Here is a 22,629-nt window from a genome sequence, read left to right on the forward strand (position 1 = left end):
TGAGCTGGCGCTCGTGCTGACGCCCACGCAGCTGCGGCGCCGGGTCGCGCGACTGCGCGACGAGCTGCACGTCGAGCCGCTCGCCGAGCGGCATGCGCGGGCTCGAGAGGATCGCGCGGTCTGGCTGGTCCCGGACGCGGACGGCATGGCGCTGCTGTGCGCCCTGCTGCCCGCCCCGGTCGCCGTCGGCGCGTACGGGCGGCTGGACCGCATCGCACGCTGCCTGCGCGACGGAACCGACGGCGGCAGGAACGACGGCCCGGAGGACGAGGCGAGCGCAGCGACCGGGACCTGCGGGGAGAAGCGGACCCTCGCGCAGCTGCGCGCCGATGCGCTCGCCGACCTGCTCTGCGACGGCGACGTCTCCCGGGACATCCCGTCCGGCGACGGCGAGACCGCCGCCGCGACGTTCGTGCCCGGAGTGCGCGCGGAAGTCCGGCTGACCCTCGCCGCGAGCACGGCCCTGGGCCGTGACGACGCCCCCGCCGACCTCGACGGCTACGGGCTGATCCCCGCCGACGCCGCTCGCCAGCTCGCCGGAGCAGCCTCGACGATCACCCGCGTCCTCACCGACCCCGACACCGGAACCGTCCTCTCCGTCGGCCGCACCCACCGCCTTCCCCCACCGCGGATGCGGCTCGCGCTCCAGCTGCGCGACCGGACGTGCCGCTTCCCCGGCTGCAGCCGCTCCGCCGCCCGCGCCGAAGCGGACCACACCGTCGAATGGCGGCACGGCGGACAGACGAGCCTGGACAACCTCGCCTCCCTCTGCACCGCCCATCACCACGTCCGTCATGGCGACCGCTGGACCTACGTCCTCCATCCGGACGGCACCGCCCACTGGACGAGTCCCACCGGGCGCCGTGTCACCACACGACCGGGTGACCTCCTCCCGGACCCGCCGCGACGCCGGCCGGCTCCGCCGGTCGAGGCGACGTGCGCGGCGTGACGGAGGTGCCGGCGACGAGAGCTCCCGACGGGCGGCGCTGGTACCGCATGCCGGCTCCGGGGTTGCCGTCGCGGACGGCGGAGCGCACAGTGGAGGCATGGTCGAGGGCTACTCCTCCGCGCAGGTGCGGGCCGCGGAAGCGCCGCACCTGGCACGGCGCGAACCGCTCATGCAGAGGGCGGCGGACGGACTCGCCCGCGAGATCCGCGCGCTGCTGGCCGGGCGGCGCGACCGCCGCGGTCCGGGGACCGTGCTGGTGCTGGTCGGGCCGGGGAACAACGGCGGCGACGCCCTGTACGCGGCGGCCGAGGTCGCCTCCTCCGGTGTCGACGTGCTGCTCGTGCTGACCGCCGACCGCTGGCACCAGCGGGGGCTGGCCGTGGCGCTCGACGAGGGCTGCGATCGCGTCCCGGCGGACGACGTGCGGGCGCTGCTCGCCGCGATCGCGCGCGCGGACGTCGTGGTCGACGGGATCCTCGGGATCGGCACGCGGCACCCCGCCCTCTCAGGACGGCCCCGCTCGATCGTCGAGACGGTGATCGACGCCCTGGCCGATCGCGAGGAGCGTCCGGTGGTCGTCGCGGTCGACCTGCCCAGCGGCATCGGGCCGGACGACGGCAGCGTCCCCGATCCGACCGTGCTGCACGCGGACGTGACCGTCACGTTCGGGGCGATCAAGGCCGGGCTGCTCCTGCCGCCCGGTGACGCGTACGTGGGGCGGATCCGGCTCGTCGACATCGGTCTCGGGCCGGACTTGGCCGGGGTCGAGCCGCTCGTCCGGGAGTGACGCGGGCGCGAGCAGCGGGTTCCGGCTCCGTCAGCGCGTGAGGAGGTGCGACTTCTCGGGGTGCTCCTCGAACCACTGGCCGACGTACCAGCAGAGCGGCACGATGCGCCGAGCGCTGGAGGTCTCGATGTCGTCGACCGCGAACGCCACCAGCTCGCCGGCGAGGCCGCGGCCGCGGAACGGCGGCGAGGTGAAGGAGCGCACGAGCGACACCGCCTCGTCGTTCTCGCGGTAGTCGAGGACGCCGACCAGCGCGCCGTCCTGATGCAGCTCGTAGCGGGACGCGTCGTCCACGCGCCGGAAGTCCTGTGCCATCCCCTCAGCGTAGGACGGCCGTGCGCGCCGCGGGACGGATGCGGAGAACCCGCTCGTCAGGACTCGTCACCGAGCAGATCGCCGTCGACGTAGAACCAGCGGCCGTCCTCCCGGACGAAACGGCTCCGCTCGTGCACGAGGCCGACGCCCTCCGAGGATCGGTACGACGCGCGGAACTCGACGAGTCCGTCGACGTCGTCCTCCCCTCCGCGGGCCGTGTCGACGATCTGGAGACGGCGCCAGCGGACGTCGTCGTCGAGGTCGACGCGCGACGGGCGCGTCGAGGGGTGCCAGCTCGCGAGCAGGTACGGGGCGCTCCCGAGCACGTTGGCGCTGTAGCGGCTGCGCATCAACCGCTCGGCGGTGGGCGACGGGGTCTCGCCGAGGTGGGCGGGGCGGCAGCAGTCGGCGTAGTGGCGGCGGCTTCCGCACGGGCAGGCGTCGGCGGGGTGCATCCGGACAGTGTCGCAGGTGCGGCGTCGCACGGGACGTGTCGCCGGTGCCGAGCCCGAGCCGGGAGGTGTGCATTCCCTCCACGTCCGCCCGCGCGACTTGAGACCGGCTGCGGATCTCGGAATCGTGGCCGTCTCATCGACCACGGACGGAAAGGAACGACCGATGCTCACGCTCACGGACAACGCCAGCACTGTCGTCAAGACCATCACGGGACAGACCGAGACCCCCGTCGAGGGTGGCCTGCGCATCAGCGGGACCGACCTCGACGCCCAGAACTTCGCCGTCGCCGTCGCGCCGGCGCCCGAGACGACCGATGCCGTCGTGGAGCAGGACGGGGCGCGCGTGTTCCTGGACGTCGCCGCCTCCGTCGCCCTCGGCGATAAGGTGCTCGACGCGCAGGTCGACGAGAGCGGCACCGTCAGCTTCGGGCTCGCCGCCCAGGGCTGACCTGGTCCACCGGCGGTCACGCCAGGACGTCCGAGAGGCCGCCTCCCCGTTCGCGGAGGCGGCCTCTCGTCGATCCGCCGCTCGGTCGAGCAGCCGGAGTCAGGACAGGATGTCGCGGGTCGTGAACCGGCCGGCGGCCAGCGCCCCGAAGACCGCGACGTAGGCGAGCTGCAGCAGCGCGTTCTCACCGAAGGAGCCCCACGCGATGGGGTCGCGCAGCAGATCAGCGAAGTCGAACCAGCGGTCCGTGAACAGGAACGGATGCAGCGCGTCGAGCTGCGAGAGCGACCCGACGATCTGCGCCGCGATCGAGACGACCACGGTCGCCGCCATCGCTCCGACGGGGACGTCGGTCAGTGTCGAGATGAACAGCCCGATCGCGGCCAGCCCGACGAGCGAGAGTGCCACGTAGACCGCGATCGCCAGGGCACGGCCGATCGCATCGACCAGCGGCACGGTGCTGCCCGACAGCAGGGTGACCGGTCCGACCGGGAAGAGCGCGAAGCCGATCAGGATGCCCACCACCATCACCGTGAGAGCCGCGGCGAGGCAGAACGCGAGCGCCGCCGCGAACTTCACGGCGAGGAGCCGCAGTCGGCCGACGGGAGTGACGAGCAGGTAGCGGAGGGTGCCGAGCGACGCCTCGCCCGCGATCGCGTCTCCGGCGACCACTCCGATGGTCAAAGGGAGGAACAGCGGCACCGCCACCGTGATCGCGGCGAAGCCGGTGAACAGGCCGTTGCCGCCGATCGCGCCCACGAAGGACGGACCGCCGCCCTCGCCCGAGAGGCGGACGGCCACGGCCAGGAGGACGGGGATCGCGGCGAGTGCGGCCAGCAGCGCCCAGGTGCGGCGACGGCGGAAGAGCAAGGCGAGCTCCGAGAGCAGGAGGGCTCCCACTCCCCCGCGGGCACGGGAGGCACCCGCGGCGATCGGCTCAGCGCTCGACATCGAAGCCCTCACCCGTCAGCTCGACGAAGCGCTCCTCGAGCGACGGCCGGCGCACGACGAACCCGCGCACGCGGACCTCGGCTCCGACCAGCCCGGCGACGACCGACTCCGCGGAGAGTCCCGGAGGCATCGCGGCGACGACGAGCGGCGCATCGCTCGGGTGGTCAGCGGGGGCGACCCGCGGGGCCAGCCCCTGCTCGACGAGACTGCGCTGGGCGCGCTCGGGATCGGGGGTGACGAGCTCGAGGGTGGCCGCGTCGCCACGGAGCTCGTCCAGCCCGCCCTGCGCGACCAGGCGCCCCGTGCGCATGACGGCGGCGTGGGTGCAGAGCTGCTCGATCTCGGCGAGGAGGTGGCTGGAGACGAGCACGGTCGTGCCGTCGGCGTTGAGGCTCCGCACGAGGGAGCGGACCTCGCGGGTGCCCTGGGGATCGAGCCCGTTCGTGGGCTCGTCGAGGACGATCAGGTCGCGCGGCGAGAGCAGGGCGACGGCGATGCCCAGTCGCTGCTTCATCCCGAGGGAGTACGAGCCGACCTTCTTGCGGGCGGCGGCGCTGAGGCCGACCCGGGCGAGCGCCTCGTCGACCCGGACCCGCCGGGTGCGGGAGGACGTGCCCGCCTCGGCGGCGTCGAACCGGCGGAGATTCGCGGCACCCGAGAGGAACGGGTAGAAGCCCGGTCCCTCGACGAGGGCGCCCACGCGCGGGAGGACCGCGGCCGAGCGGCGGGGCATGCTCTCACCGAGCACCGTGATGCTGCCCTCCGTGGGCGCGGCGAGGGCGAGCAGCATCCGGATGGTCGTCGTCTTGCCCGAACCGTTGGGGCCGAGGAACCCGAAGACCGCCCCGCGCGGGACGGCGAGGTCGAGCCCCGAGACGGCCTCCTGGCGACCGAAGCGCTTGGTGAGGCCGCGTGTCTCGACCGCGAGGGCGGTCGCGGTCACCGACCGGCCGCGTCGACCAGGACGTTGACCGGCACGGAGCCGGCGAGGATGCGGCCGTCGTCGGTGAGGAGCACCGACACCAGCGCGGACTCGAGGGCGCGACCGCCGTCGACGCGGGTGGTGACGGCGTCGAGGGCGGCGAGGGCCTCGGAGTCGCCCGCGGGCAGCTCGACGACCGTGGCCCAGCCGGTGCCGGTGGTCTGGACATCGGACTCGGAGTCGAAGGACTCGGGGCCGGACGGCTCCGCGCCGGGCTGGATCGAGGAGTCGCGCTCCGGGGCCGGCTTCTCGACGACCTCGGCTCCCTCGGGTGCGGTGAAGGCGAACATGGCGGCGTCCGGGGCGTCGAAGTCGATGCTGGAGTAGGCGACGCTGAACGCGGGTGCGGTGCCGCCGCGCGCCGTCACGGCGACTCCGAGCGGCAGGCCCGTCTCTCCGTCGATCGAGACGGTGACCGAGCCGACGAGCGTCGACCCCTCGCGCGGAGTGAGGACGAGCTCGTATGCATCACGGCCGGCGACCTCGACGTCGGAGCCGACCGCCACCGCGGTGGTCGGATCGATGCTCGCGAGCAGGTCCTCGGCGATGCTCGAGGGAGTGGAGACCTCGCCCGACGGCACGGTGTCGGGCGCGGTCGCTGCGGACTCCGGAGGCAGGAAGTGGGTGGCGGTGTTCTCGGCGGAGTCGTAGACCCAGACGCCCTCGCCCTTCGTCGCGACCACGTCGCGCTCGGCGAGCCGGTCGAGGACCTGGAGGCGGGCACCCTGCTCGGCGTCGACGAAGACGCGGGCCTCGTGCGAGCCGGTGGCGAGCTCCATCAGGGCATCCGCCGGGGAGGCGTCGGAGCCCGGAGCGCCCGCCGCGGAGCCGCCGAGGGCGGAGAGGTCCGGCAGACCGAGGTCGGAGGTCTGCTCGATCTCGCCAGAGAACGCGGTGACGTCGTTCTCGGCGGCGAAGGTCAGGAGCTCGGAGGCGGTCTTCTCGGGCAGGTCTCCTGCGGCGCTCGCGGAGAGGGGCAGGGCGACGGCCGCTGCGACGACGACCAGGGGGACAGCCGCAGCGGGCGCCCAGCGCTTCCATGTGGTGCTCATACCCCGGGAGGGTACGCGGCGAACCACCGAGCCGGCTGCGAGTCGCGCGACGTCCGAGGGGTCAGGAGACACGCTGAGCCGAGACGACGACGTTGTCGACGTAGTGCCCGTAGGAGTCGTCGAACACCCCTCCGCAGGTGATCAGCCGCAGCTGCGCGGTGGGGGTCGGGCCGTAGACGTCCTCGGTCGGGAAGTCCTCCTTGGGCACGCTCACCGAGCCGGTCACCTCGAAGGTGCGGGTGCTGCCGTCCGAGAGCACGACGTCGACCGTGTCGCCGGGGACCAGCGCGGAGAGGTCGAGGAAGACTCCGGGGCCGATCCGCGAATCGACGTGGCCGGCGATGACCGCGGGGCCGATATCGCCGGGGACGACTCCGTCCCGGTACCAGCCCGCCCGGTCGACGGCGACGGGCGGCTGGATCCAGCCGGTCCCGTCGCGCGTCAGGGATTCCAGCGACGAGTCGACGCCGATGGCGGGGATGACCACGCGCTCGGGCACGACCGCCGAGCGGGCCGGAGCCGAGGCGGCGACCGGGTCCTGCAGGGCTGCCGCGGCGCCCGGGCCGGGGATCGACGGCGCGGTCGTGGGCTCGCTCGCCGGAGCGGAGGCGGCCGGAGCACCGTCGGCGACGGGCTCCGCCGCCGAGCAGCCGGCCAGCGCGAGCAGTGCCGCGACGACGATCGCCGCGCGGGGACCGCGCCGCATCAGCTCGCGCGTCCGCCGACGCTCGAGCGCCGGGCGATCAGGGCGACCGCTCCGGCGATGAGGCCGTAGACCGCGAGGACGGAGACCACTCCGAGCGCCCCGGAGACGATCGGACTCGCACTGGTCGACGCGACGTGCACGGCGGTCGCTCCTCCGCCGGTCTGGATGCCTCCGGTGGGCAGATCGCCCACGGCAGCGGAGTCGAGCACGGGCGAGAGCACGAGGCCGGCGTTCGCGTCGTCGAGGACGAAGAGCGAGGCGACGGATCCGGGAGCGAGGTCGAGATCGGAGGTGGCGGAGACGGAACCGGCCGAGACGTCGAGGCCGGAGGGGCCCGCCGGCACGCTCGTGTACGGCGAGGCCGTGCCCTGCGCCGCGCCGGTCGCGAGCGGGATGCCGGCCGCGGTGGAGACGTCGACGCGCGATGCGGTGGTCGAGGCCTGGATCACGCGGACGCGGGCCTGCCCGTCGGCAGGCGGGGTGAGGTCGTCGGTGAACACGGTCGTGCTCAGGACGGCGTTGCGTCCGAGGGCCGCGACCGTGAGCGGCGTGCCGCCCGTGACGTCGACGGCCTGCTCGATCACGGGCGCGGTCCCCTCCGGAGCGTCCGAGGGGACCATCGAGACGACGTACGTCCCGGTGTCCAGAGTCCAGTAGGGGGAGACCGCCCCGTAGGCGACGTCGTCGAGTTCGAAGGCCGCCCCGCCTCCCGAGAGCGACGTCAGGGTCACGTCGACCGCCTTCGTGTCGGGCGAGAGGTGCGCGACCCGCACCCAGCCCGTCTCCTGCTCGGCCGCCGAGGCGGGCGCGGCGCCGAGTGCGGCCAGCGCGGACGCGGCGGCGAGGACGACTGCGGCGCGTGAGACGCGGCGGCGACGGCAGGAGCGGGTGGTCGGGAGCATGGCGGGTCCTTCGGGTGGGGGGCGTTCAGGGGGCGCCCGGGAGCAGCCCGGACGGCTCGTCGAGGTCGAGGGTGACGAGCAGGCCGGCGTCGGTGGACTCGACGGAGGTGGGGACGAAGTCGCCCGTCTGGCTGTCGAGCCACGCCGTGGCGGACGCGGTGGCGGCGGCGTCTCCGGGGATGCCGGCGCCGTTGAAACCCGAGAGCAGCATCTGGTGGCGCACCCCGTCGGGCTCGCCCGCTCCGGCCGGGAAGTCGGCGACCGACAGCGGCGAGGCGGCGAGCTGCTGGCCGAGCAGGAGGAGCAGACGGGAGTCCACCCGTCCCGCCTCGAGGAGCTCGCGGGCGGCCGGAGTGGTGGTGAGGGCGGGGTTCGTCGCCAGCTGGCCGCCGGCCGACGCGCGCGCCGCCGTGAGGACGGCGTCGTCAGCGGTGGCTTGATCCGTGCCGTCGGCGAGCACCTGGCGCACCTCGACCGCGGAGTCGCCGCTGCCGAAGCTCACGACCGCCTCGGAGTTCTCGAGCGCGGTCGCGGTCTCGCCGGACGCGTCCGCGAGCAGCGCGGGGGTGGCGAGGACGTACTCGACCACTCGCCACGCGGAGTCGGGCGCCGCCGCGGCGAGTGTCGACTCCGCCACGATCGTGTCGGCGGGGAACCCGGCCGCGGTGACGTCGGGCACGAGATCGTCCTCGACGAGCAGCACGGAGTCGGGGTCGACCGTGGAGGCGATCCAGGCGATCGCCTCGTCGGTCGCGGCGGGGTCGGCGGCCGTTCCGGCTGTGCCCCCGGCGTCGCCGTTGTCGGGGAGGAGGAGCGGGACGGCGACGAGGGCACCGCCGATCACGAGGACGCCGGCCGCGATCCCGGCGCCGATCAGGAGGCGGCGGTGACGGGGACGGACGGGGACGACGGTCCCCTCGTCGTCGGAGTCCTGCTCTCTGCCGTGCCAGCGGTGCTCGGAGGCGGGGACGGGAGCGGGGAGCGCGGAGCGATCGCCGCGATCGACGGGAGGCGCCGCGGGGCGCGGAGCGGGTGGCGCCGCGGGCGGGGGCGCGATCGGCAGGACGGGAGGTGCTGCTCGCGGGGGTGCGACGGGGGTCGCTGGCTCGGGCTCGGGCTCGGGCTCGAAGATCTCGATACCGATCGTCGTGTCGTCACTCGGAGACGTCTCGACCGGCTCGATCTCGATCGGCTCCGCCCCGATCGGCTCCTCGTCGACCAGCTCGGCGTCGATCGGCTCGGCGTCGACCGGCTCGGCCTCGACCAGCTCGTCGTCGACCAGCTCGGCCTCGACCAGCTCATCGTCGACCAGCTCTGCCTCGACCAGCTCATCGTCGACCAGCTCTGCCTCGACCAGCTCATCGTCGACCAGCTCGGCGTCGACCGGCTCGTCTTCCAACAGCTCTGCCTCGACCGGCTCATCTTCAACCAGCTCGTCTTCAACCGGCTCCGCCTCGATCGGCTCGGCCTCGATCGGCTCGGCCTCGATCGGGTCGGCCTCGATCGGGTCAGGAGACATCGGCTGCGCGTCGGAGGGCTCCTCCACCACGGGCTCGCGCACGGGCGCGTCCTCGGGATCGGACGCGACCGCGGGCGGAGTGGCGGCGGGCGGCTTCGGGGCGAAGCGCGACTCCGGCCGGTGCGTCAACGCCCCGAACGTCGGAACCGGGACAGCCGTGACGGGCGGCTCCAGCTCGGGCTCAGGCGCGATGAGGGGGCCGGGCTGAGGCTCGACGGGCGCGGTCGGCTCCGGCTCGATCGGAGCAACGGGCTCAGGCTCCGTGGGCGGGGTGGGCTCCTCGACCGGCTCGACGACAGGGGACGTCTCCGGCTCGACGACGGGCGACGTCTCCGGCTCGACGGCCGGCGCGCGCTCCGGCTCGACGACCGGCGGAACCACCGGATCCGCGTCCGGCTCCTCGGCGGCGACAGCAGGCTCGGCCGTGGGAACCACGGGCGGCGCGAACGACTCCGCACCGGGACGTCGAGCGAGGGTGCGGTCGAGGTCGGGCTCCTCGGGTGCGGCGTCGGCGGTCGCCTCGCGGAGCGGGGCCTCGGTCCCGGCTCCGGCCGACCGCGTGGCGGCGAGTGCGGCGAGGTCGAGCTCGCGGGCGCGGCTCAGCACCGGAACGGCACTCCTGGGCAGGGTGTCGTCGGAGAGCGGCGACGCGGCCGCCTCCTCGGCGACCTCCTCCGTCTCGGCGGGCTCCTCCGACGCGAAGATCGGCTCCGGATCGGCGGGGATCACCTTCCGCGACGGCACCATGGTGATCGGCGGCGCCGCCTCCTCGCGGCCTCCGGTCAGGGACTGGACCTTCGAGAGCAGTCGCCGGGCCGCGGACGTCGGGCGCGCCATCAGCGCACGCTCCGTCCGGGCATGCTCGCGCGTCTGATGGTCATGACTCCTCTTCGGAGCCCTCGGCCCGATCGGATCGGTCCGTCGTGCGGTCGGGAAGCGCGCGCCCACGTGTGCATGCGCCCAGTCTCGCGGTGCGGTGGCGCAGAACGAAAGCCGAGTGGCGCGCGGGCGGCGGTGTCGGACCCGCCCGAGGGGGTGCGCCGAGCCGGAACGCCCGCGATGATCGCAGGATGGACCTCCCGTTCCCCCTCCCGATCGCCCCCATGCTCGCCAAGGCGGTGGCCGGCGTCCCCGCGCAGGACAGCGTCGCGGGCGGCTTCTCCTACGAGCCCAAGTGGGACGGCTTCCGCGCGATCGTCTCGGTCTCCGACGGAGTCGTCGAGATAGGCAGCCGCGGCTCCAAGCCGCTCACCCGCTACTTCCCCGAGCTCGTCGAAGCGCTCGGACGCCTCCTCCCCGACGGCTGCGTCGTCGACGGCGAGATCGTGCTGGCGACCGGGCCCGACGGCGCGCAGCGGCTCGACTGGGACCTCCTCTCGCAGCGCATCCATCCGGCCGCGAGCCGCGTCGCCACGCTCGCCGCCGAGACCCCGGCGATGCTCGTCGCCTTCGATCTGCTCGCCGTCGACGGCCGCTCGCTGCTGGAGGAGGCGTACTCGGCCCGCCGCGCGGCGCTCGCCGACCTGCTCGAGGGCGTGCCGCATCCGCTGCACCTCGGGCGCAGCACCGACGACGAGGCCCTCGCGCGCGACTGGCTCGAGCGGTTCGAGGGGGCGGGACTGGACGGAGTGATCGCCAAGCCGCTCGCGGCCCCGTACTCCCCCGGCAAGCGCACCGTGCTCAAGATCAAGCACCACCGGACGGCCGACGTCGTCGCGATCGGCTACCGCGAGCACACCTCGAAGCCCGGTGTCGGCTCCCTGCTGCTGGGGCTCTACGACGACGGCGGCGAGCTGCGGCAGGTGGGCGGCGCCTCCGCCTTCTCGGACGCGCGCCGGATCGAGCTCGTCGACGAGCTCGCGGACGCGGTGGAGCGCGACGAGTCGGGCGACCCCGTGCGCGGCGCCGGCGAGCGGAGCCGCTTCTCGGGCGCCAAGGACACGTCCTTCGTCCGGTTGCGACCGATCCGCGTGCTCGAGGTGCGCTACGACCAGCGCGAGGGCGACCGGTTCCGGCACACGGTGCAGTTCGAGCGCTGGCGTCCGGACCGCGAGGCGCGCTCGTGCACCTTCGAGCAGCTGGAGCAGCCGGTCGCCTACGACCTGCACGACGTCCTGGGCTGAGGAGCGGTCAGTCGGCCGGCTTCTTCGCGCGGCTCGGCTGCACGCGCGGCGGCTCCCCCGGCATCTTCGGGAAGTCGGGCGGGAAGGGCAGCTCGCCGAGCCCCTCCGACACGTCCCGCTCCCACCAGCCGAGCAACGTCTCGAGCGTGCCCGCGGTCTCGTGCATCCGCGCCCACGGGTCGCCCGTGGAGCGGAGCCGGTCCGGGACCGTGCGGATCGTGAAGGCGGCGGGGTCGACGCCGTCGAGCTCGTCCCACTCCACAGGGCACGACACCGGCGCGTGCGGCAGCGGACGCGGGCTGTAGGCGCCGGCGATGGTGCGGTCGCGGTTCGCCTGGTTGAAGTCGACGAAGAGGCGCTCGCCGCGCTCCTCCTTCCACCACGCCGTGGTGACGTCCTCGGGCATCCGCCGCTCGAGCTCGCGGCCGGCGGCGATGACCGCGTGGCGCACCACGAGGAACTCGTGCTCGGGCAGGATCGGCGCGAACACGTGGAGTCCGCGGTTGCCGGAGGTCTTCACGAACGCCTCCAGCCCCGCCTCGTGGAGCACCTCGCGCAGGACGTGCGCGGCGCGCACCGCCTCGGCGACGCCGGTTCCGGGCTGGGGGTCGAGGTCGATCCGCAGCTGGTCGGGGTGGTCGGAGTCCTCCGCCCGCGAGGCCCACGGGTGGAAGACGAGCGTGTTCATCTGCGCGGCCCAGACCGCGACCGCGGGCTCGTCGATCACGAGCTGCGGATGCACGCGGCCGCTCGGGTAGGTCACCGGCACCGAGCGGACGTACTCCGGTGCGCCCTTGGGCGGGTTCTTCGAGAAGAACTGCTCGCCGTCGATCCCGGAGGAGAAGCGCTGCAGCGAGATCGGGCGGTCGCCGTTCGCCGCGACGAACGCGTCGCCCACGGCGATCAGGTACTCGGCGACCTCGCGCTTCGTGACCCCCGGCTCGGGGTAAAGCACCCGATCGGGACTCGAGAGCCGCACCTCGCGATCGCCGTGCGGTCCGGGAACGGTGAGGACGACGGCGTCACGGGGCATGCCCACACGCTAGCCCGCGGTGCCTCCGGGCGACAGGGGCCCGCCGGGGCGCCGTCGGAGCCGGATCGGGCCCTTCGCGCGCGACGGATCGACGACCTGCCCGCCCTGCACGATCTCGATCTCGCCGCGGTCGACGAGCCTGCGCGCAGCGCGGCGCACGGGCTCCATCAGGGGCCGCCAGTCCTCGCCGCCGACCCTGCGCGCGACCTCGGACGGGCAGGCGGTCGAGGACGCCGCCCGGGCGAGCAGGACGGTGCGGATCTCGTCCTCGAGCCGCGCCTCCTCCGGCCCGACCCCGCGGCGACGGCAGGCGTCGGAGCAGTACTTCACGTCCTCCCAGTCGCGCGCCCACTTCGCGCGCCACTGGATCTCGCGGCCGCAGGAGGCGCAGACCTTGCTCTCGGGGCGGGCGGAGGACTCGCGGACACGGTGGGCCATGCTCCGAGTCTGCGCGGGCATCCGGTCTTCTGCCACCGGTTGCGGGATGCCGAGGGGACCTGCAGGCGCCGGTGTCATACTCCGCAATGCGGCCGAGGTTCCGGAGTCTGTGCGACAGGCTGGAGGGACCGTGCTGCGGCACGAAGGCGGGCCGTCCCGGTCGCCGCGCCGCACCCCGAACGATCAGGAGTCTCCGATGAGCCGTGAGAACCTCGCCACCACCTCCGACGCCGGCGCGCACCACCGCGCGGCCTTCGCCGGCCTGTCCCCGGAGGAGTTCAAGCTCGCGTTCCGCAACCACGCCGCGGGCGTCGCGCTGATCACGGCCGACCCGGGCACCGGACCGGTCGCCCTGACCGCGACCTCGGTGTTCTCGGTCAGCGCCGAGCCTCCGCTCTTCGTCTTCTCGCTGTCGGCGGCCTCCTCGAGCACGCCCGCGATCCGCGCCTCCGAGACGCTCGTCGTGCACCTGCTCGGCGCGCAGCAGCTCGACCTCGCACGTCTGGGCTCGACGAGCGGGATCGACCGCTTCGCCGACACGTCGCTCTGGTCGCGGCTGCCCACGGGCGAGCCCTACTTCCCGGCCGCCGCGGCGTGGATCCGCGGCACCGTCATCAACCGGATGGAGGCGGGCTCGTCCACGATCGTGGCCGTGCACGCCCTCGAGGCGCACGTTCCCGAGGACTCGGACGCCACGGCGCCGCTGGTCTACCACAACCGCACCTGGCACCACCTCGGCGAGCACTCGCGGCTCGGCTGACCCGCTGAACGACGGAGCGGCCGTCCTCGGTATCCGAGGGCGGCCGCTCCGTCGTTCAGCGCGGCTCAGGCGTCGCCGACGGCGACCGTGCTGATCAGGCGTCGCCGACGGCGACAGGGCGCCCCGGCGTGCTCGACCACTGCGACCAGGAGCCCGGGAACACCAGCGGGGCGAAGCCCGCGAGCGTGAGGGCGACCGCGTCGGCCGCGGCCGTCACTCCGGAACCGCAGTAGACCCCGACGGGCGCGTCGCCGCTGACGCCCAGAGACTCGAAGCGGGCGCGGAGCTCGTCGGCCGGCAGGAACCGGCCGGAGTCGTCGACGTTCGCGGTCGCCGGAGCGTTGCGGGCGCCGGGGATGTGCCCCGCCCGCGGATCGATCGGCTCGACGTCCCCGCGGAACCGCTCGGGTGCGCGGGCGTCCAGCAGCACGCCGTGCCCGGGCAGGGCGGCGGCGTCGTCGATGTCGAGCACGGGCAGCGCGCCGTAGCGCAGCTCCACGTCGCCCTCGGGATGCTCGACCGGCCCGGTCTCGAGCGGGCGGCCCGAGCCGGTCCACGCGCGGAGCGAGCCGTCGAGCAGGCGCACGTCCGCCACGCCGGCATAGCGCAGCAGCCACCAGGCGCGGGCCGACGACAGGTTCTTGAGGTCGTCGTAGACGACGACGGACCGCCCCTGCCGCAGGCCCCAGCGGCGCGCCGCCTCCTGCAGCCGCTCGACGGAGGGCAGCGGGTGCCGGCCCTGCTCCGGTGCACCGTGCTCCGCGAGCTCGTGGTCGAGGTCGACGTAGACCGCGCCGGGCAGGTGGCCCTCGAGATACGCCGGGCGCCCGTCGGGGCGGTCGAGCCGCCAGCGCACGTCCAGGACGAGGGGCGGCTCGGGCGAGGCGAGGGCCGCCTCGAGTTCGTCGGGGGAGACGAGGACGTCGCTCCGGGCGGGGGTGTCGGTCATGACGGTCCTTTCGAGGGGGCGCTCACAGCGCTGTTCCGGGGTTCAGGATGCCCTGCGGATCGAAGATCCGCCGCACCGCGCGCTGCAGGGCGACGACCTCGGGTCCGAGCTCGCGGCGCGCCCACTCGCGCTTGAGGGCGCCGACGCCGTGCTCGCCGCTGACGGTGCCGCCGAGCTCGAGGGCGAGGGCGAAGACCGCCTCCGCGGCGGCCTCGGCCTGGCGACGGGCGGTGTCGGAGTCGTCGCGCACGCGGATGATCGGGTGCAGGTTGCCGTCGCCCGCGTGGGCGAAGACGTAGACGTCGGCGCCGGTGTCCTCGGCGATCGCGTGCACCCGCCGGATCGCCTCCGCGAGCCGGGACCGCGGCACGGCGATGTCCTCGATGAGGACCCGGCCGCGCGCCTCGATCGCGGGGAGGGCGTCGCGGCGGGCGGAGGCGAGGGCGAGTCCGTCCGCGGGGTCGAGCGTCGTCTCGACGCTGAGCGCGGTCTCGGCGAGGACGGCGCGGACGGCCTCGATCTCGTCGGCCGCGCCGAAGCCGTCGGTCTGCACCAGGAGGAACGCGCCTCCGCGGAGGGCCAGCCCGGTGCCGCGGAGGGCGTCGATCGCCCCGAGCGTGCGGTCGTCGACCAGCTCGAGGACGCTCGGGCGAAGGCCCGCAAGGGCGAGGGCGGTGGCGGCCTCGGCTCCCGTCGCGACGTCGGCGAAGTAGGCCGCGGCGGTCGCCGTGGCGCGGGGCCGCGGGAGCAGCCGCAGCGTGGCGCCGACGACGACGCCGAGACTCCCCTCCGAGCCCACGACGAGTGCGGTCAGGTCGAGGCCGACGACGCCCTTCAAGGTGTCGCGGCCGAGGTGCACGAGCGACCCGTCGGCCAGCACGACGTCGAGGGCGAGGACGGCGTCGCGGGTGACCCCGTACTTGGCTCCGCGGAGGCCGCCGGCGTTCGTCGCGATGTTGCCGCCGACGGTCGAGATCTCGACGCTGCCGGGGTCCGGGGCGTAGAGGAGGCCGTGCTCGGCGGCGGCCCGGTCGAGATCGGCCGTGATCACGCCGGGCTCGACGCGCGCGATCTGGTCGACGGGGTCGATCGCGAGGATGCGGTCCAGGCCCGAGACGTCGAGGATCAGCGAGCCCTCCCCCGCGCTGGCGGCTCCCGCGAGCCCGGAGGCGGCTCCCCGCGTGACGACGGGGATCCCCTCCGCGGACGCCCGGGCGAGGGTCGCGCGGACCTCGTCGACCGAGCGGGCCCGGACGACCTCCGCCGGGACTCCGCCCGGGGACCAGCCCGAGCGGTCGGCGCGGAGGGAGCGCAGATCGGTCGCGAGGGCGCTCACGCGTCGATCCGCTCGACGATCGGCGCGGCACCCGCCGAGGCCCTGACCCGCTCGAGGAAGAGCACGACGGTCGCGGCGACGGAGCGGTGCGAGACGTCGTTCAGGACATCGTGCCGACCGCCCGCGACCAGGTGGATCTCGGCGTGCGGGGCGGTGCGGTGCACGGCGACCGCCTCCTCCGCGGGGCTGACCGGGTCGGCGTCGCCGTGCAGGGCGAGCAGCGGCACCGCGACGGCGCTCGCCGCCACCGCGAGCAGCTCGGGCGGCAGGACGGCGGTGGGGACGGAGCCGGTCTCTCGGGCGAGGACGCCGGCGTGGGCCGGGCAGGCGGTGCGATCGGCGACGGCCGCTCCGTCGGGGCGGACCGGGAGGCCCGCGACCACGACGGCGTCGACCGCGGTGGTGGCCGCGATCTCGAGTGCGACCGCCGCGCCGGCGTCGGAGCCGACGAGCACGACGGGGGCGACGAGCGACGGATCGGCGAGGAGCGCCCGTGCGGCGTCGGCGACGCCGTCGGCGGTCGCCTCGCCGAGCACGCGGACCCGGTAGGCGTCGCGGGCGAGGCGGGAAGCGAAGCGCTCGTAGACGGCCGGGGTCTCGCCCCGGCCGGCGAGCACGACGAGCGTGCCGCGCGGGGCGATCCCGTCGGGCTCGTCGAAGGCGAGGGGGGCGGGAGCGAGGGTGGCTGCGGTCATGCGGGGACGCTTTCTGTGGGGACGGTGCCGGGAAGGACGGTGTCGGGATCGACGGTGCCGGGATCGACGGAGTCGGGATGCAGGAGCTCGGCCAGCGCGAGCGGCGCGCGGGCCGCCTCCGCTCCGCGCCGGCCGAGGAGGGACTGGAGGCGCTCGTTCACGGGCGCCAGCACGCCGGTGCGCCGAGAGAGCAGCACGATCTCGCCGTTCAGCAGGTCGACCTCGCTCCCGGCACCGCGGGCGAAGCTCTGCCACGTCGAGAGGCGCCCGGGGACGTGCCCGGGGACCGGATCGACGACGAGGCGCGTGCCGTCGTCCTCGGCGATCGCGCGGCCGTCGGCGAGCAGCACGGCCCGCGCCTCCGCGGTGAGCGCCGTGCGCGCCTGCGCCCTCTCGTCGTCGGTGCCGGTGAAGAGGTCGAGGCCGTTCGCGGTGTTGACGACGAGCTTCCTGGCCTTCCAGCCGCTGATGTCGCCGACGGCGCGGGCGGCGAATCCGGCGCGGCGGAGGATCGCGGCGTACTCCTCGGCGCGCGGGTCCTCCGCGTCCGGGTACCGGCCGATCCAGAGCACCCCCACGGTCGGGAACGACGGCGAGACGACCTCGCCGGGCTCGAGGAAGCTCGCGGCGATGCCGATCGAGACGCCGAGGACGTCGCGGAAGCGGCGCGCGCCGCGTCCTCGGCCGTGAGCCCGTTCTGCAGGGTGAGGACGGTCAGGTCGGCGCCCGCTCCCCCTCCGATCAGCGGTGTCCAGGCCCACTCGGCGAGCGCCGCCTCGGCGTCCTGCGCCTTGACCGCGAGCACGAGCAGGTCGCCGCGGGCTGGCGCGACCTCCTCCGGCCCCGCTGCCACCGGCACGGCGACCGTCTCGTCGCCCGCCGGTCGGCGCACGGTGAGTCCGCTCCTGCGCAGCACCCGCAGCTGCTCCCCGCGAGCCACGAGGACGACGGGGTGCCCGGAGAGATGGAGCTGCGCCGCGAGGACGGAGCCCACGGCGCCCGCTCCGATCACCACGAAGCGCCCGCTCACGCGACGGCTCCCGCGACGGCGGTGCCCGGCACGGCGGCCAGGAGCGCCCGGGTGTACTCGGCCTGTGGCGAGCCGAAGACCTGCGCCGTCGTCCCCGCCTCCTCGACGCGCCCGCGGTTCAGCACCACGACCTCGTGCGAGACCTCGGCGACGACCGCGAGGTCGTGCGAGACGAACAGGTACGCCACTCCGAGGTCCTGCTGCAGCTCGACGAGCAGGTCGAGGATCTGCGCCTGCACCGACACGTCGAGCGCCGAGACCGGCTCGTCGAGGAGCACGAGGTCCGGGCCGAGCGCGAGAGCCCGGGCGAGGGCGACGCGCTGGCGCTGGCCGCCGGACAGCTCGACCGGTAGTCGTGAGAGGGACGACTCCGGCAGCCCGACGCGCTCGAGGAGCTCGCGGGCCCGCTGCAGCCGCGAGGAGCGGTCCCCGACGCGGAACGAGACCAGCGGTTCGGTCACCGACTCGAGCACCGTGAAGCGGGGGTCGAGCGCGGCGAACGGGTTCTGGTGCACGAGCTGGATCCGGCGTCGCAGCGGCCGCCACTCCCGCTCCCGCGCCCGGGTCACGTCGACGCCCTCGACGAGCACGCGTCCGCTCGTCGGCGCGACGAGTCCGAGCGCAATCCGCAGGGCGGTCGTCTTCCCCGATCCGGACTCCCCCACCAGGGCGAGGGTCTGCCCGGCGCGGATCGAGAACGACACGTCATCCAGCGCGCGGAGGTCGGCCCGGCGGCCCGGCAGAGCGAACTCGTGCACCACGTTCTCGATCCGGAGCACCTCCCGAGCGGGCTCCACCGTCGTGAAGCGCGGCACGATCGCGCCGCCGTGGCCCAGGCCCGGGGCGGCGGCGATCAGCGCCCGGGTGTACTCCTCGCGGGGAGCGACGAGGATCCGCGCGGGGGCTCCCTCCTCGACCACGCGGCCCGAGCGCATCACGAGCACCCGGTCGGCCCGGTCGGCGGCGACGGCGAGGTCGTGGGTGATGATCAGGAGCGAGAGGCCCTGCTCCCGCACCAGCGACTGCAGGTGGTCGAGGATCCGCTTCTGCACGGTGACGTCGAGCGCCGAGGTGGGCTCGTCGGCGATGATCAGCCGCGGCTTCCCCGCGAGGGCGATCGCGATGAGCGCCCGCTGGCGCAGTCCGCCCGAGAGCTCGTGCGGGTACTGCCGGGCGCGCAGCTCCGGGTCGTCGATGCCGGCCTCCGCGAGCGCCGCCAGCACCTCCGCGTCGACGGAGCGGCGGTCGCCTCCGCGCAGGCGCACCGACTCGGCGACCTGCGCGCCGATCCGGAGCGTCGGGTTCAGTCCGACCATCGGATCCTGCGGCACGAGAGCGACGGTGCGTCCGCGGAGCCGGCGCAGCTCCTTCTCGGACGCGGCGGTGACGTCGGAGCCGTCGATCGTGATCGATCCGCCCGTGACGCGGCCGTTCGCCGGCAGCAGGCCCAGCACGGCGTTCGCGGTCGTGGACTTGCCGGAGCCGGACTCCCCGACCACCGCCACGATCTCGCCCGGAGCGATCTCGAGCGAGACGTCGTGCACCACGGGCCGGCCGTCGTACGAGACCGAGAGGCTCTCGAGCCGCACCAGCGCGCTCATCGCTGCACCTCCTCGAGCGTCTTGGCGACGTGGTTCAGCGAGAACACCAGCAGTCCGACGAAGAGGCCGGGCAGCAGCGACAGCCACGGGCTCGTGACCAGGTAGTTGCGGCCGGTCGAGATGAGCGTGCCCCACTCGGCCGCGGGCGGAGCGGCACCGAAGCCGAGGAAGCTCAGCGCCGCGACCGCGATGATCGCCGTGCCGAGATCCAGGACGGCGAGGACGGCGACCGGGCCCCAGGAGTTGGGCAGCACGTGCCGCACCAGCACCCGCAGGCGCGTGGCCCCGCCGGTGCGCGCCGCCTCGACGTAGGGCAGCGTCTTCACGCGGAGCACCTCCGCCCGCGTCGTCCGGGCGAACCCCGGCAGGATCCCGATCCCGACCGCGAGGGCGACGGGCAGTGTCCCGAATCCGATCGCCGTGACGATCGCCAGCGCGAGCAGCAGACCCGGGACGGCGAGCAGGACGTCGACGATCCGCATGATCACGGCGTCCACGACTCCCCCGGAGTAGCCGGAGACGACGCCGAGCGTCAGCCCGCCGACCAGGGCGATGGCCAGGGCGATCACGGTCGCCTGGATCGTGAGCGCTCCGCCGTGCAGGACGCGGGCGAACAGGTCGCGGCCGAGCTCGTCGGTGCCGAACAGGTGCGCGGCGCTCGGCGCCTGGAGCTTGTCGATCGGGGCGGTCGCGTACGGATCGTAGGACGTGAACAGCGCGGGAGCGATCGCCGACACCAGCACGAAGACGGCGAAGGCGAGGGCGATCAGGAAGCCCGGGCGGCGCAGGAGCAGGCGGAGTGTCCGCCGTCGCCGCGCGCCGCGCCCGTGCGCGGGCGCGACGGGAGTCACGACGGGAGGCGCGGCCTCGGCGGACGTGTCGGGACGGGTGAGTTCGAGCGTCACGGTCGAACCGCCTTCGGGGTGTAGGTGATGCGCGGATCCAGGAGCGGGTAGAGCAGGTCGACCAGGAGGTTCATGCCCACGAAGACCGCGGCGGCGAGCACCACGATCGCCTGGACCACCGGCACGTCCTGGGTGAGGACCGACTCCTGGGCGAGAGTGCCGATGCCCTGCCGGGCGAAGATCGTCTCGGCGACGATCGCCCCCGTCACGGTGTTGCCGGCGAGGACGCCGAGGATCGTCAGCGTCGGGAGCGAGGCGTTGCGGAACGCGTGCCGCCACTGCACCGCGGCCCGACCGAGCCCCTTCGCCCGCGCGGTCGTGATGTACGACTCCGCCTGCACGTCCGCGAAGCTGCGGATCAGCACCTGGGCGAGCATCGCCGAGGTCGGGATCGCCATCGTGACCGCCGGCAGGATCAGGCTCGCCGGCGTCGCGCTGCCCGTGGACGGCAGCAGGTGCAGCGTGAAGGCGAAGAACTGGATGAGCAGGAGCCCGATCCAGAAGCCGGGGAACGCCACTCCCGCCGAGGGGAGCCTCCCCAGCACGGTCTTGAGGGGCCGCCACTGCACGAGCGCCGCGAGGTACGCGAGCGCCGTCCCGCCGACCAGAGCGAGGCCGATCGCCAGAGCGCTGAGCTGCAGGGTGCCCGGCAGCTTCTCGGCGATCAGGTCGGTGACCGGGATCCCCTTGGTGATCGACGTGCCGAAGTCGCCCCGCAGCGCGCTGCCGAGCATGCCCGCGTACTGCTGCCAGACCGGCTGGTCGAGGCCGTACCGGGCCTGCGCCTCGGCGAGCTCGCTCGGCGAGAGCGAGTCGAGCTCGACGTTGTTCGCCGACAGGAGGAGCGCCAGCGGGTCGCTCGGCAGCAGCCACAGCACGGCGAAGGTCACCGTGTACGCGGCCCAGAGCACGAGGACCGCCTGAGCGATCCTCCCGAGCACGTACCGGCCGAGGCCGGAGGAGGCGGAGCGCGAACCCGGCCTCCCCCCGGCCGCGGCGAGCGGAGCCTCGAGGGTCGTCACGGCTGGATCCAGGCGTCGGCGAAGTCGCCGAACGACTCCGAGGTGAAGCGGAAGCCGTGCACGCGGGACGAGACGCCCGCCAGCTGCACCCGCTCCGCGAACGGGAACACGAGCGCGTCGTCGATCAGGTAGTCCTGCAGCTCGGCGTAGACCGCGGCGCGGGCGGTCGGGTCGACCGTCTGCACGCCCTCGTCGAGCAGGGCCTGCACCTCGGCGGCCTGCTCCGGAGCGAAGTTGTTGACCGCCTGCGCCTTCGATCCGGCGACGCGCGAGTCGACGATCCACTGGATCACTCCGGGATCGGCCCGAGTGAAGTACGTCGAGATCAGGTCGTACTGCCCGCTGCCGAGCACGTCGGCGCGCTGGGCGTTGGTGATCACGTTCAGCTCGAGCTCGATGCCGACCTGCTTCAGCTGGTCCTGGATCAGCTGATCGCCCGCGCCGAACTGCGCGACGATCGGGACCGACAGCGTCAGCCTGCGGCCGTCCTTCGAGCGGTAGCCGTCGTCGCCGAGGTCCCAGCCGGCCTCGTCGAGCAGCTCCCCCGCGCCCTCGGCGTCGAACGCCAGAGCGTCGGACTCGTCGACCCAGTAGGGCGTGGTCGTGTTGTAGACGCTCGTCACCGCCGGGTAGTCGGCGCCGAACACGGTCGTCGCGTAGGTCTCGCGGTCGATCGCCTTCTGCACCGCCTGCCGCACCCGCTCGTCCGAGAGGATCCGCCCCTCGGCGACGTTGGGGTAGTAGTTGCTCGCGGGCCCCGGCAGTGCGCGGCTCTCGACCGTGTCGCCGCCGCCCGTGATCACGGCCTGGTCGTTCTCGGTGATCGGGTTGCGCGGCCAGGCCACGTCGATCTCGTCGCTGGTGAGCTGTCCGACGCGCACGCTGTCCTCGGCGACGTAGGTGACGTCGATCCCGTCCAGGTGCGCCTCCCCCGTGTTCTCGCGCAGCGCCGAGCCCCAGGCGTACCCGTCGCGCTTGTCGAGCGTGATGCCCGTGCCCGGCGTGTAGTCGGTGAGCGTGAAGGGGCCCGAGCCCACGACGTCCCCGAGGCAGCGCTCCTCGGGGGTCGCGGCGTACGAGGAGGCCGCGAGGATCGCCAGGTTCGTGGTCGAGGTGCCCTGCAGGAACGAGGCGTTCGGTGCGGCGAAGCGCACGGTCACGGTGTCGGCGTCGACGACGTCGGTGCCGGCGTACCCCGCGAGGTAGACGCCTCCGTAGGCCGAGGGCAGCTCGTCGAGCGTCGCCTGCGCGCTGTCGAAGGCGGTCTTGACGCTGTCGGCCGTGAACGCGGTGCCGTCCGAGAAGGTCACGTCGCTCCGCAGGTCGAAGGTGTACTCAGTGCCGGAGTCGTTCACCGTCCAGCCGGTTGCGAGCCACGGGCGGATCTCGCCGGTCTCGGGGTCCTGGTCCGTGAGGGAGTCGGCGACGTTGCGGATCACCGTGCGGTGCTCGATCCAGTAGGTCTGGAAGGGGTCGACGCACGAGAACGCCGCGTTGTCGGGGAAGAACGCGAGCCGGAGGCGGCCCCCGTCGACCGGGGCGGAGTCGCTCGCGGCGGTGCCCGCGTCGGAGGCTCCGGAGCAGGCGGTGAGCGCGAGGGCGGAGGCGAGAGCCAGCGCTGCGGCGGACGCCGCGCGGGATCGTCGGAAGTGTGCGGTCATGTCGGTGTCT

General features: G+C 74.2%; 23 protein-coding genes and 1 pseudogene. 5 read left to right on the forward strand and 19 right to left on the reverse strand.

Annotated features, from left to right (window positions below):
• Together ASF46_RS09905 and ASF46_RS09910 are read left to right on the forward strand one after the other, a co-directional pair.
• Positions 1–949 (forward strand): HNH endonuclease signature motif containing protein (locus ASF46_RS09905; protein WP_157602330.1); only part of this gene is annotated, 949 nt, incomplete at its 5' end.
• 97 nt (positions 950–1,046) lie between these two features.
• Positions 1,047–1,736: an NAD(P)H-hydrate epimerase gene (locus ASF46_RS09910; RefSeq protein ID WP_055794842.1), complete on the forward strand. Its 690-nt coding sequence runs from the start codon at positions 1,047–1,049 to the stop codon at positions 1,734–1,736.
• 30 nt (positions 1,737–1,766) lie between these two features.
• Here the strand turns inward: ASF46_RS09910 and ASF46_RS09915 are convergent, their stop codons facing one another.
• Both ASF46_RS09915 and ASF46_RS09920 read right to left on the reverse strand, forming a co-directional pair.
• The gene (locus tag ASF46_RS09915) at positions 1,767–2,051 is read right to left on the reverse strand and encodes a GNAT family N-acetyltransferase (protein WP_056867311.1); all 285 of its coding nucleotides are present in this window, start codon (positions 2,049–2,051) and stop codon (positions 1,767–1,769) included.
• Positions 2,052–2,107: 56 nt separating this feature from the next.
• Positions 2,108–2,506 carry a YchJ family protein gene (locus tag ASF46_RS09920; RefSeq protein WP_056867312.1) on the reverse strand — a complete coding sequence of 133 codons (399 nt, stop codon included), beginning with the start codon at positions 2,504–2,506 and terminating at the stop codon, positions 2,108–2,110.
• A gap of 163 nt (positions 2,507–2,669) precedes the next feature.
• On the opposite strand from ASF46_RS09920, the gene ASF46_RS09925 reads away from it, so the two are divergent.
• Positions 2,670–2,954 carry a hypothetical protein gene (locus ASF46_RS09925; protein ID WP_055794838.1) on the forward strand — a complete coding sequence of 95 codons (285 nt, stop codon included), beginning with the start codon at positions 2,670–2,672 and terminating at the stop codon, positions 2,952–2,954.
• 99 nt (positions 2,955–3,053) lie between these two features.
• Here ASF46_RS09925 and ASF46_RS09930 read toward each other — a convergent pair whose 3' ends face one another.
• The 6 genes from ASF46_RS09930 to ASF46_RS09955 all read right to left on the reverse strand — a co-directional run bounded on the left by ASF46_RS09930 (position 3,054) and on the right by ASF46_RS09955 (position 9,903).
• Positions 3,054–3,905, reverse strand: coding sequence for an ABC transporter permease (locus ASF46_RS09930; RefSeq protein ID WP_056867313.1), 852 nt, complete (start codon positions 3,903–3,905; stop codon positions 3,054–3,056).
• Positions 3,892–4,848, reverse strand: coding sequence for an ABC transporter ATP-binding protein (locus ASF46_RS09935; RefSeq protein WP_056867314.1), 957 nt, complete (start codon positions 4,846–4,848; stop codon positions 3,892–3,894). The genes ASF46_RS09930 and ASF46_RS09935 overlap by 14 nt, the downstream gene beginning before the upstream one ends.
• Positions 4,845–5,939, reverse strand: coding sequence for a LolA family protein (locus ASF46_RS19135; RefSeq protein ID WP_056867315.1), 1,095 nt, complete (start codon positions 5,937–5,939; stop codon positions 4,845–4,847). The genes ASF46_RS09935 and ASF46_RS19135 overlap by 4 nt, the downstream gene beginning before the upstream one ends.
• 61 nt (positions 5,940–6,000) lie before the next feature.
• Positions 6,001–6,645: a class F sortase gene (locus ASF46_RS09945; RefSeq protein ID WP_056867316.1), complete on the reverse strand. Its 645-nt coding sequence runs from the start codon at positions 6,643–6,645 to the stop codon at positions 6,001–6,003.
• Positions 6,645–7,547: a DUF4397 domain-containing protein gene (locus tag ASF46_RS09950; protein WP_056867317.1), complete on the reverse strand. Its 903-nt coding sequence runs from the start codon at positions 7,545–7,547 to the stop codon at positions 6,645–6,647. Before ASF46_RS09950 ends, ASF46_RS09945 begins: the two co-directional genes overlap by 1 nt.
• Positions 7,548–7,572: 25 nt before the next feature.
• Complete coding sequence (locus tag ASF46_RS09955; RefSeq protein ID WP_056867318.1) at positions 7,573–9,903, reverse strand: hypothetical protein; 2,331 nt, start codon at positions 9,901–9,903, stop codon at positions 7,573–7,575.
• A gap of 233 nt (positions 9,904–10,136) precedes the next feature.
• On the opposite strand from ASF46_RS09955, the gene ASF46_RS09960 reads away from it, so the two are divergent.
• A complete protein-coding gene (locus ASF46_RS09960; RefSeq protein ID WP_056867319.1) occupies positions 10,137–11,189 on the forward strand; it encodes an ATP-dependent DNA ligase in 1,053 nt (350 codons plus the stop codon).
• 7 nt (positions 11,190–11,196) lie between these two features.
• On the opposite strand, the gene ligD is transcribed toward ASF46_RS09960, so the two are convergent.
• A complete protein-coding gene (gene ligD, locus ASF46_RS09965) occupies positions 11,197–12,222 on the reverse strand; it encodes a non-homologous end-joining DNA ligase (protein WP_200919675.1) in 1,026 nt (341 codons plus the stop codon).
• A gap of 9 nt (positions 12,223–12,231) precedes the next feature.
• Entirely contained in the window at positions 12,232–12,660 is a 429-nt protein-coding gene (locus tag ASF46_RS09970; RefSeq protein ID WP_056867320.1) for a DUF2256 and DUF3253 domain-containing protein, read from the reverse strand.
• Between the two features lie 196 nt (positions 12,661–12,856).
• Here ASF46_RS09970 and ASF46_RS09975 point away from each other — a divergent pair, with 196 nt between their 5' ends.
• Positions 12,857–13,420 (forward strand): flavin reductase family protein, encoded by a 564-nt coding sequence (locus tag ASF46_RS09975; protein WP_056867321.1) that lies wholly within the window; start codon positions 12,857–12,859, stop codon positions 13,418–13,420.
• Between the two features lie 94 nt (positions 13,421–13,514).
• Here ASF46_RS09975 and ASF46_RS09980 read toward each other — a convergent pair whose 3' ends face one another.
• From ASF46_RS09980 to ASF46_RS10015, 9 genes and pseudogenes are all read right to left on the reverse strand, one after another.
• Positions 13,515–14,369 carry a sulfurtransferase gene (locus ASF46_RS09980; RefSeq protein WP_056867322.1) on the reverse strand — a complete coding sequence of 285 codons (855 nt, stop codon included), beginning with the start codon at positions 14,367–14,369 and terminating at the stop codon, positions 13,515–13,517.
• Positions 14,370–14,391: 22 nt separating this feature from the next.
• Positions 14,392–15,705, reverse strand: coding sequence for an FAD-binding oxidoreductase (locus tag ASF46_RS09985; protein WP_056867323.1), 1,314 nt, complete (start codon positions 15,703–15,705; stop codon positions 14,392–14,394).
• Entirely contained in the window at positions 15,702–16,400 is a 699-nt protein-coding gene (locus tag ASF46_RS09990; protein WP_056867324.1) for an alpha/beta hydrolase, read from the reverse strand. Before ASF46_RS09990 ends, ASF46_RS09985 begins: the two co-directional genes overlap by 4 nt.
• The gene (locus ASF46_RS09995; protein ID WP_056867325.1) at positions 16,397–17,161 is read right to left on the reverse strand and encodes a ketopantoate reductase family protein; all 765 of its coding nucleotides are present in this window, start codon (positions 17,159–17,161) and stop codon (positions 16,397–16,399) included. Before ASF46_RS09995 ends, ASF46_RS09990 begins: the two co-directional genes overlap by 4 nt.
• Positions 17,122–17,430 (reverse strand): annotated as a pseudogene (locus tag ASF46_RS19920) (ketopantoate reductase family protein); the annotation flags it as partial. The gene ASF46_RS09995 and the pseudogene ASF46_RS19920, both read right to left, overlap by 40 nt.
• A complete protein-coding gene (locus ASF46_RS10000; RefSeq protein ID WP_056867326.1) occupies positions 17,427–19,031 on the reverse strand; it encodes a dipeptide ABC transporter ATP-binding protein in 1,605 nt (534 codons plus the stop codon). The gene ASF46_RS10000 and the pseudogene ASF46_RS19920, both read right to left, overlap by 4 nt.
• Entirely contained in the window at positions 19,028–19,936 is a 909-nt protein-coding gene (locus ASF46_RS10005; protein WP_056867327.1) for an ABC transporter permease, read from the reverse strand. Before ASF46_RS10005 ends, ASF46_RS10000 begins: the two co-directional genes overlap by 4 nt.
• Entirely contained in the window at positions 19,933–20,958 is a 1,026-nt protein-coding gene (locus ASF46_RS10010) for an ABC transporter permease (RefSeq protein ID WP_082485342.1), read from the reverse strand. The genes ASF46_RS10005 and ASF46_RS10010 overlap by 4 nt, the downstream gene beginning before the upstream one ends.
• Positions 20,955–22,619: an ABC transporter substrate-binding protein gene (locus ASF46_RS10015; RefSeq protein WP_056867328.1), complete on the reverse strand. Its 1,665-nt coding sequence runs from the start codon at positions 22,617–22,619 to the stop codon at positions 20,955–20,957. The genes ASF46_RS10010 and ASF46_RS10015 overlap by 4 nt, the downstream gene beginning before the upstream one ends.
• Positions 22,620–22,629 lie beyond the last annotated feature (10 nt).

The sequence above is a fragment of the Rathayibacter sp. Leaf296 genome, assembly GCF_001423045.1.
Lineage (GTDB): Bacteria > Actinomycetota > Actinomycetes > Actinomycetales > Microbacteriaceae > Rathayibacter > Rathayibacter caricis.

What these genes read in the sequence shown, in the direction of transcription:
- ASF46_RS09990 (WP_056867324.1), bottom strand. Translation starts at nt 16,400, where the DNA reads ATGACCGCAGCCACCCTCGCTCCCGCCCCCCTCGCCTTCGACGAGCCC.
- ASF46_RS09970 (WP_056867320.1), bottom strand. Translation starts at nt 12,660, where the DNA reads ATGGCCCACCGTGTCCGCGAGTCCTCCGCCCGCCCCGAGAGCAAGGTC.
- ASF46_RS09945 (WP_056867316.1), bottom strand. Translation starts at nt 6,645, where the DNA reads ATGCGGCGCGGTCCCCGCGCGGCGATCGTCGTCGCGGCACTGCTCGCG.
- ASF46_RS19135 (WP_056867315.1), bottom strand. Translation starts at nt 5,939, where the DNA reads ATGAGCACCACATGGAAGCGCTGGGCGCCCGCTGCGGCTGTCCCCCTG.
- ligD (WP_200919675.1), bottom strand. Translation starts at nt 12,222, where the DNA reads ATGCCCCGTGACGCCGTCGTCCTCACCGTTCCCGGACCGCACGGCGAT.
- ASF46_RS09960 (WP_056867319.1), top strand. Translation starts at nt 10,137, where the DNA reads ATGGACCTCCCGTTCCCCCTCCCGATCGCCCCCATGCTCGCCAAGGCG.
- ASF46_RS09980 (WP_056867322.1), bottom strand. Translation starts at nt 14,369, where the DNA reads ATGACCGACACCCCCGCCCGGAGCGACGTCCTCGTCTCCCCCGACGAA.
- ASF46_RS09910 (WP_055794842.1), top strand. Translation starts at nt 1,047, where the DNA reads ATGGTCGAGGGCTACTCCTCCGCGCAGGTGCGGGCCGCGGAAGCGCCG.
- ASF46_RS09925 (WP_055794838.1), top strand. Translation starts at nt 2,670, where the DNA reads ATGCTCACGCTCACGGACAACGCCAGCACTGTCGTCAAGACCATCACG.
- ASF46_RS09955 (WP_056867318.1), bottom strand. Translation starts at nt 9,903, where the DNA reads ATGGCGCGCCCGACGTCCGCGGCCCGGCGACTGCTCTCGAAGGTCCAG.
- ASF46_RS10000 (WP_056867326.1), bottom strand. Translation starts at nt 19,031, where the DNA reads ATGAGCGCGCTGGTGCGGCTCGAGAGCCTCTCGGTCTCGTACGACGGC.
- ASF46_RS09915 (WP_056867311.1), bottom strand. Translation starts at nt 2,051, where the DNA reads ATGGCACAGGACTTCCGGCGCGTGGACGACGCGTCCCGCTACGAGCTG.
- ASF46_RS09930 (WP_056867313.1), bottom strand. Translation starts at nt 3,905, where the DNA reads ATGTCGAGCGCTGAGCCGATCGCCGCGGGTGCCTCCCGTGCCCGCGGG.
- ASF46_RS09975 (WP_056867321.1), top strand. Translation starts at nt 12,857, where the DNA reads ATGAGCCGTGAGAACCTCGCCACCACCTCCGACGCCGGCGCGCACCAC.
- ASF46_RS09920 (WP_056867312.1), bottom strand. Translation starts at nt 2,506, where the DNA reads ATGCACCCCGCCGACGCCTGCCCGTGCGGAAGCCGCCGCCACTACGCC.
- ASF46_RS09950 (WP_056867317.1), bottom strand. Translation starts at nt 7,547, where the DNA reads ATGCTCCCGACCACCCGCTCCTGCCGTCGCCGCCGCGTCTCACGCGCC.
- ASF46_RS10015 (WP_056867328.1), bottom strand. Translation starts at nt 22,619, where the DNA reads ATGACCGCACACTTCCGACGATCCCGCGCGGCGTCCGCCGCAGCGCTG.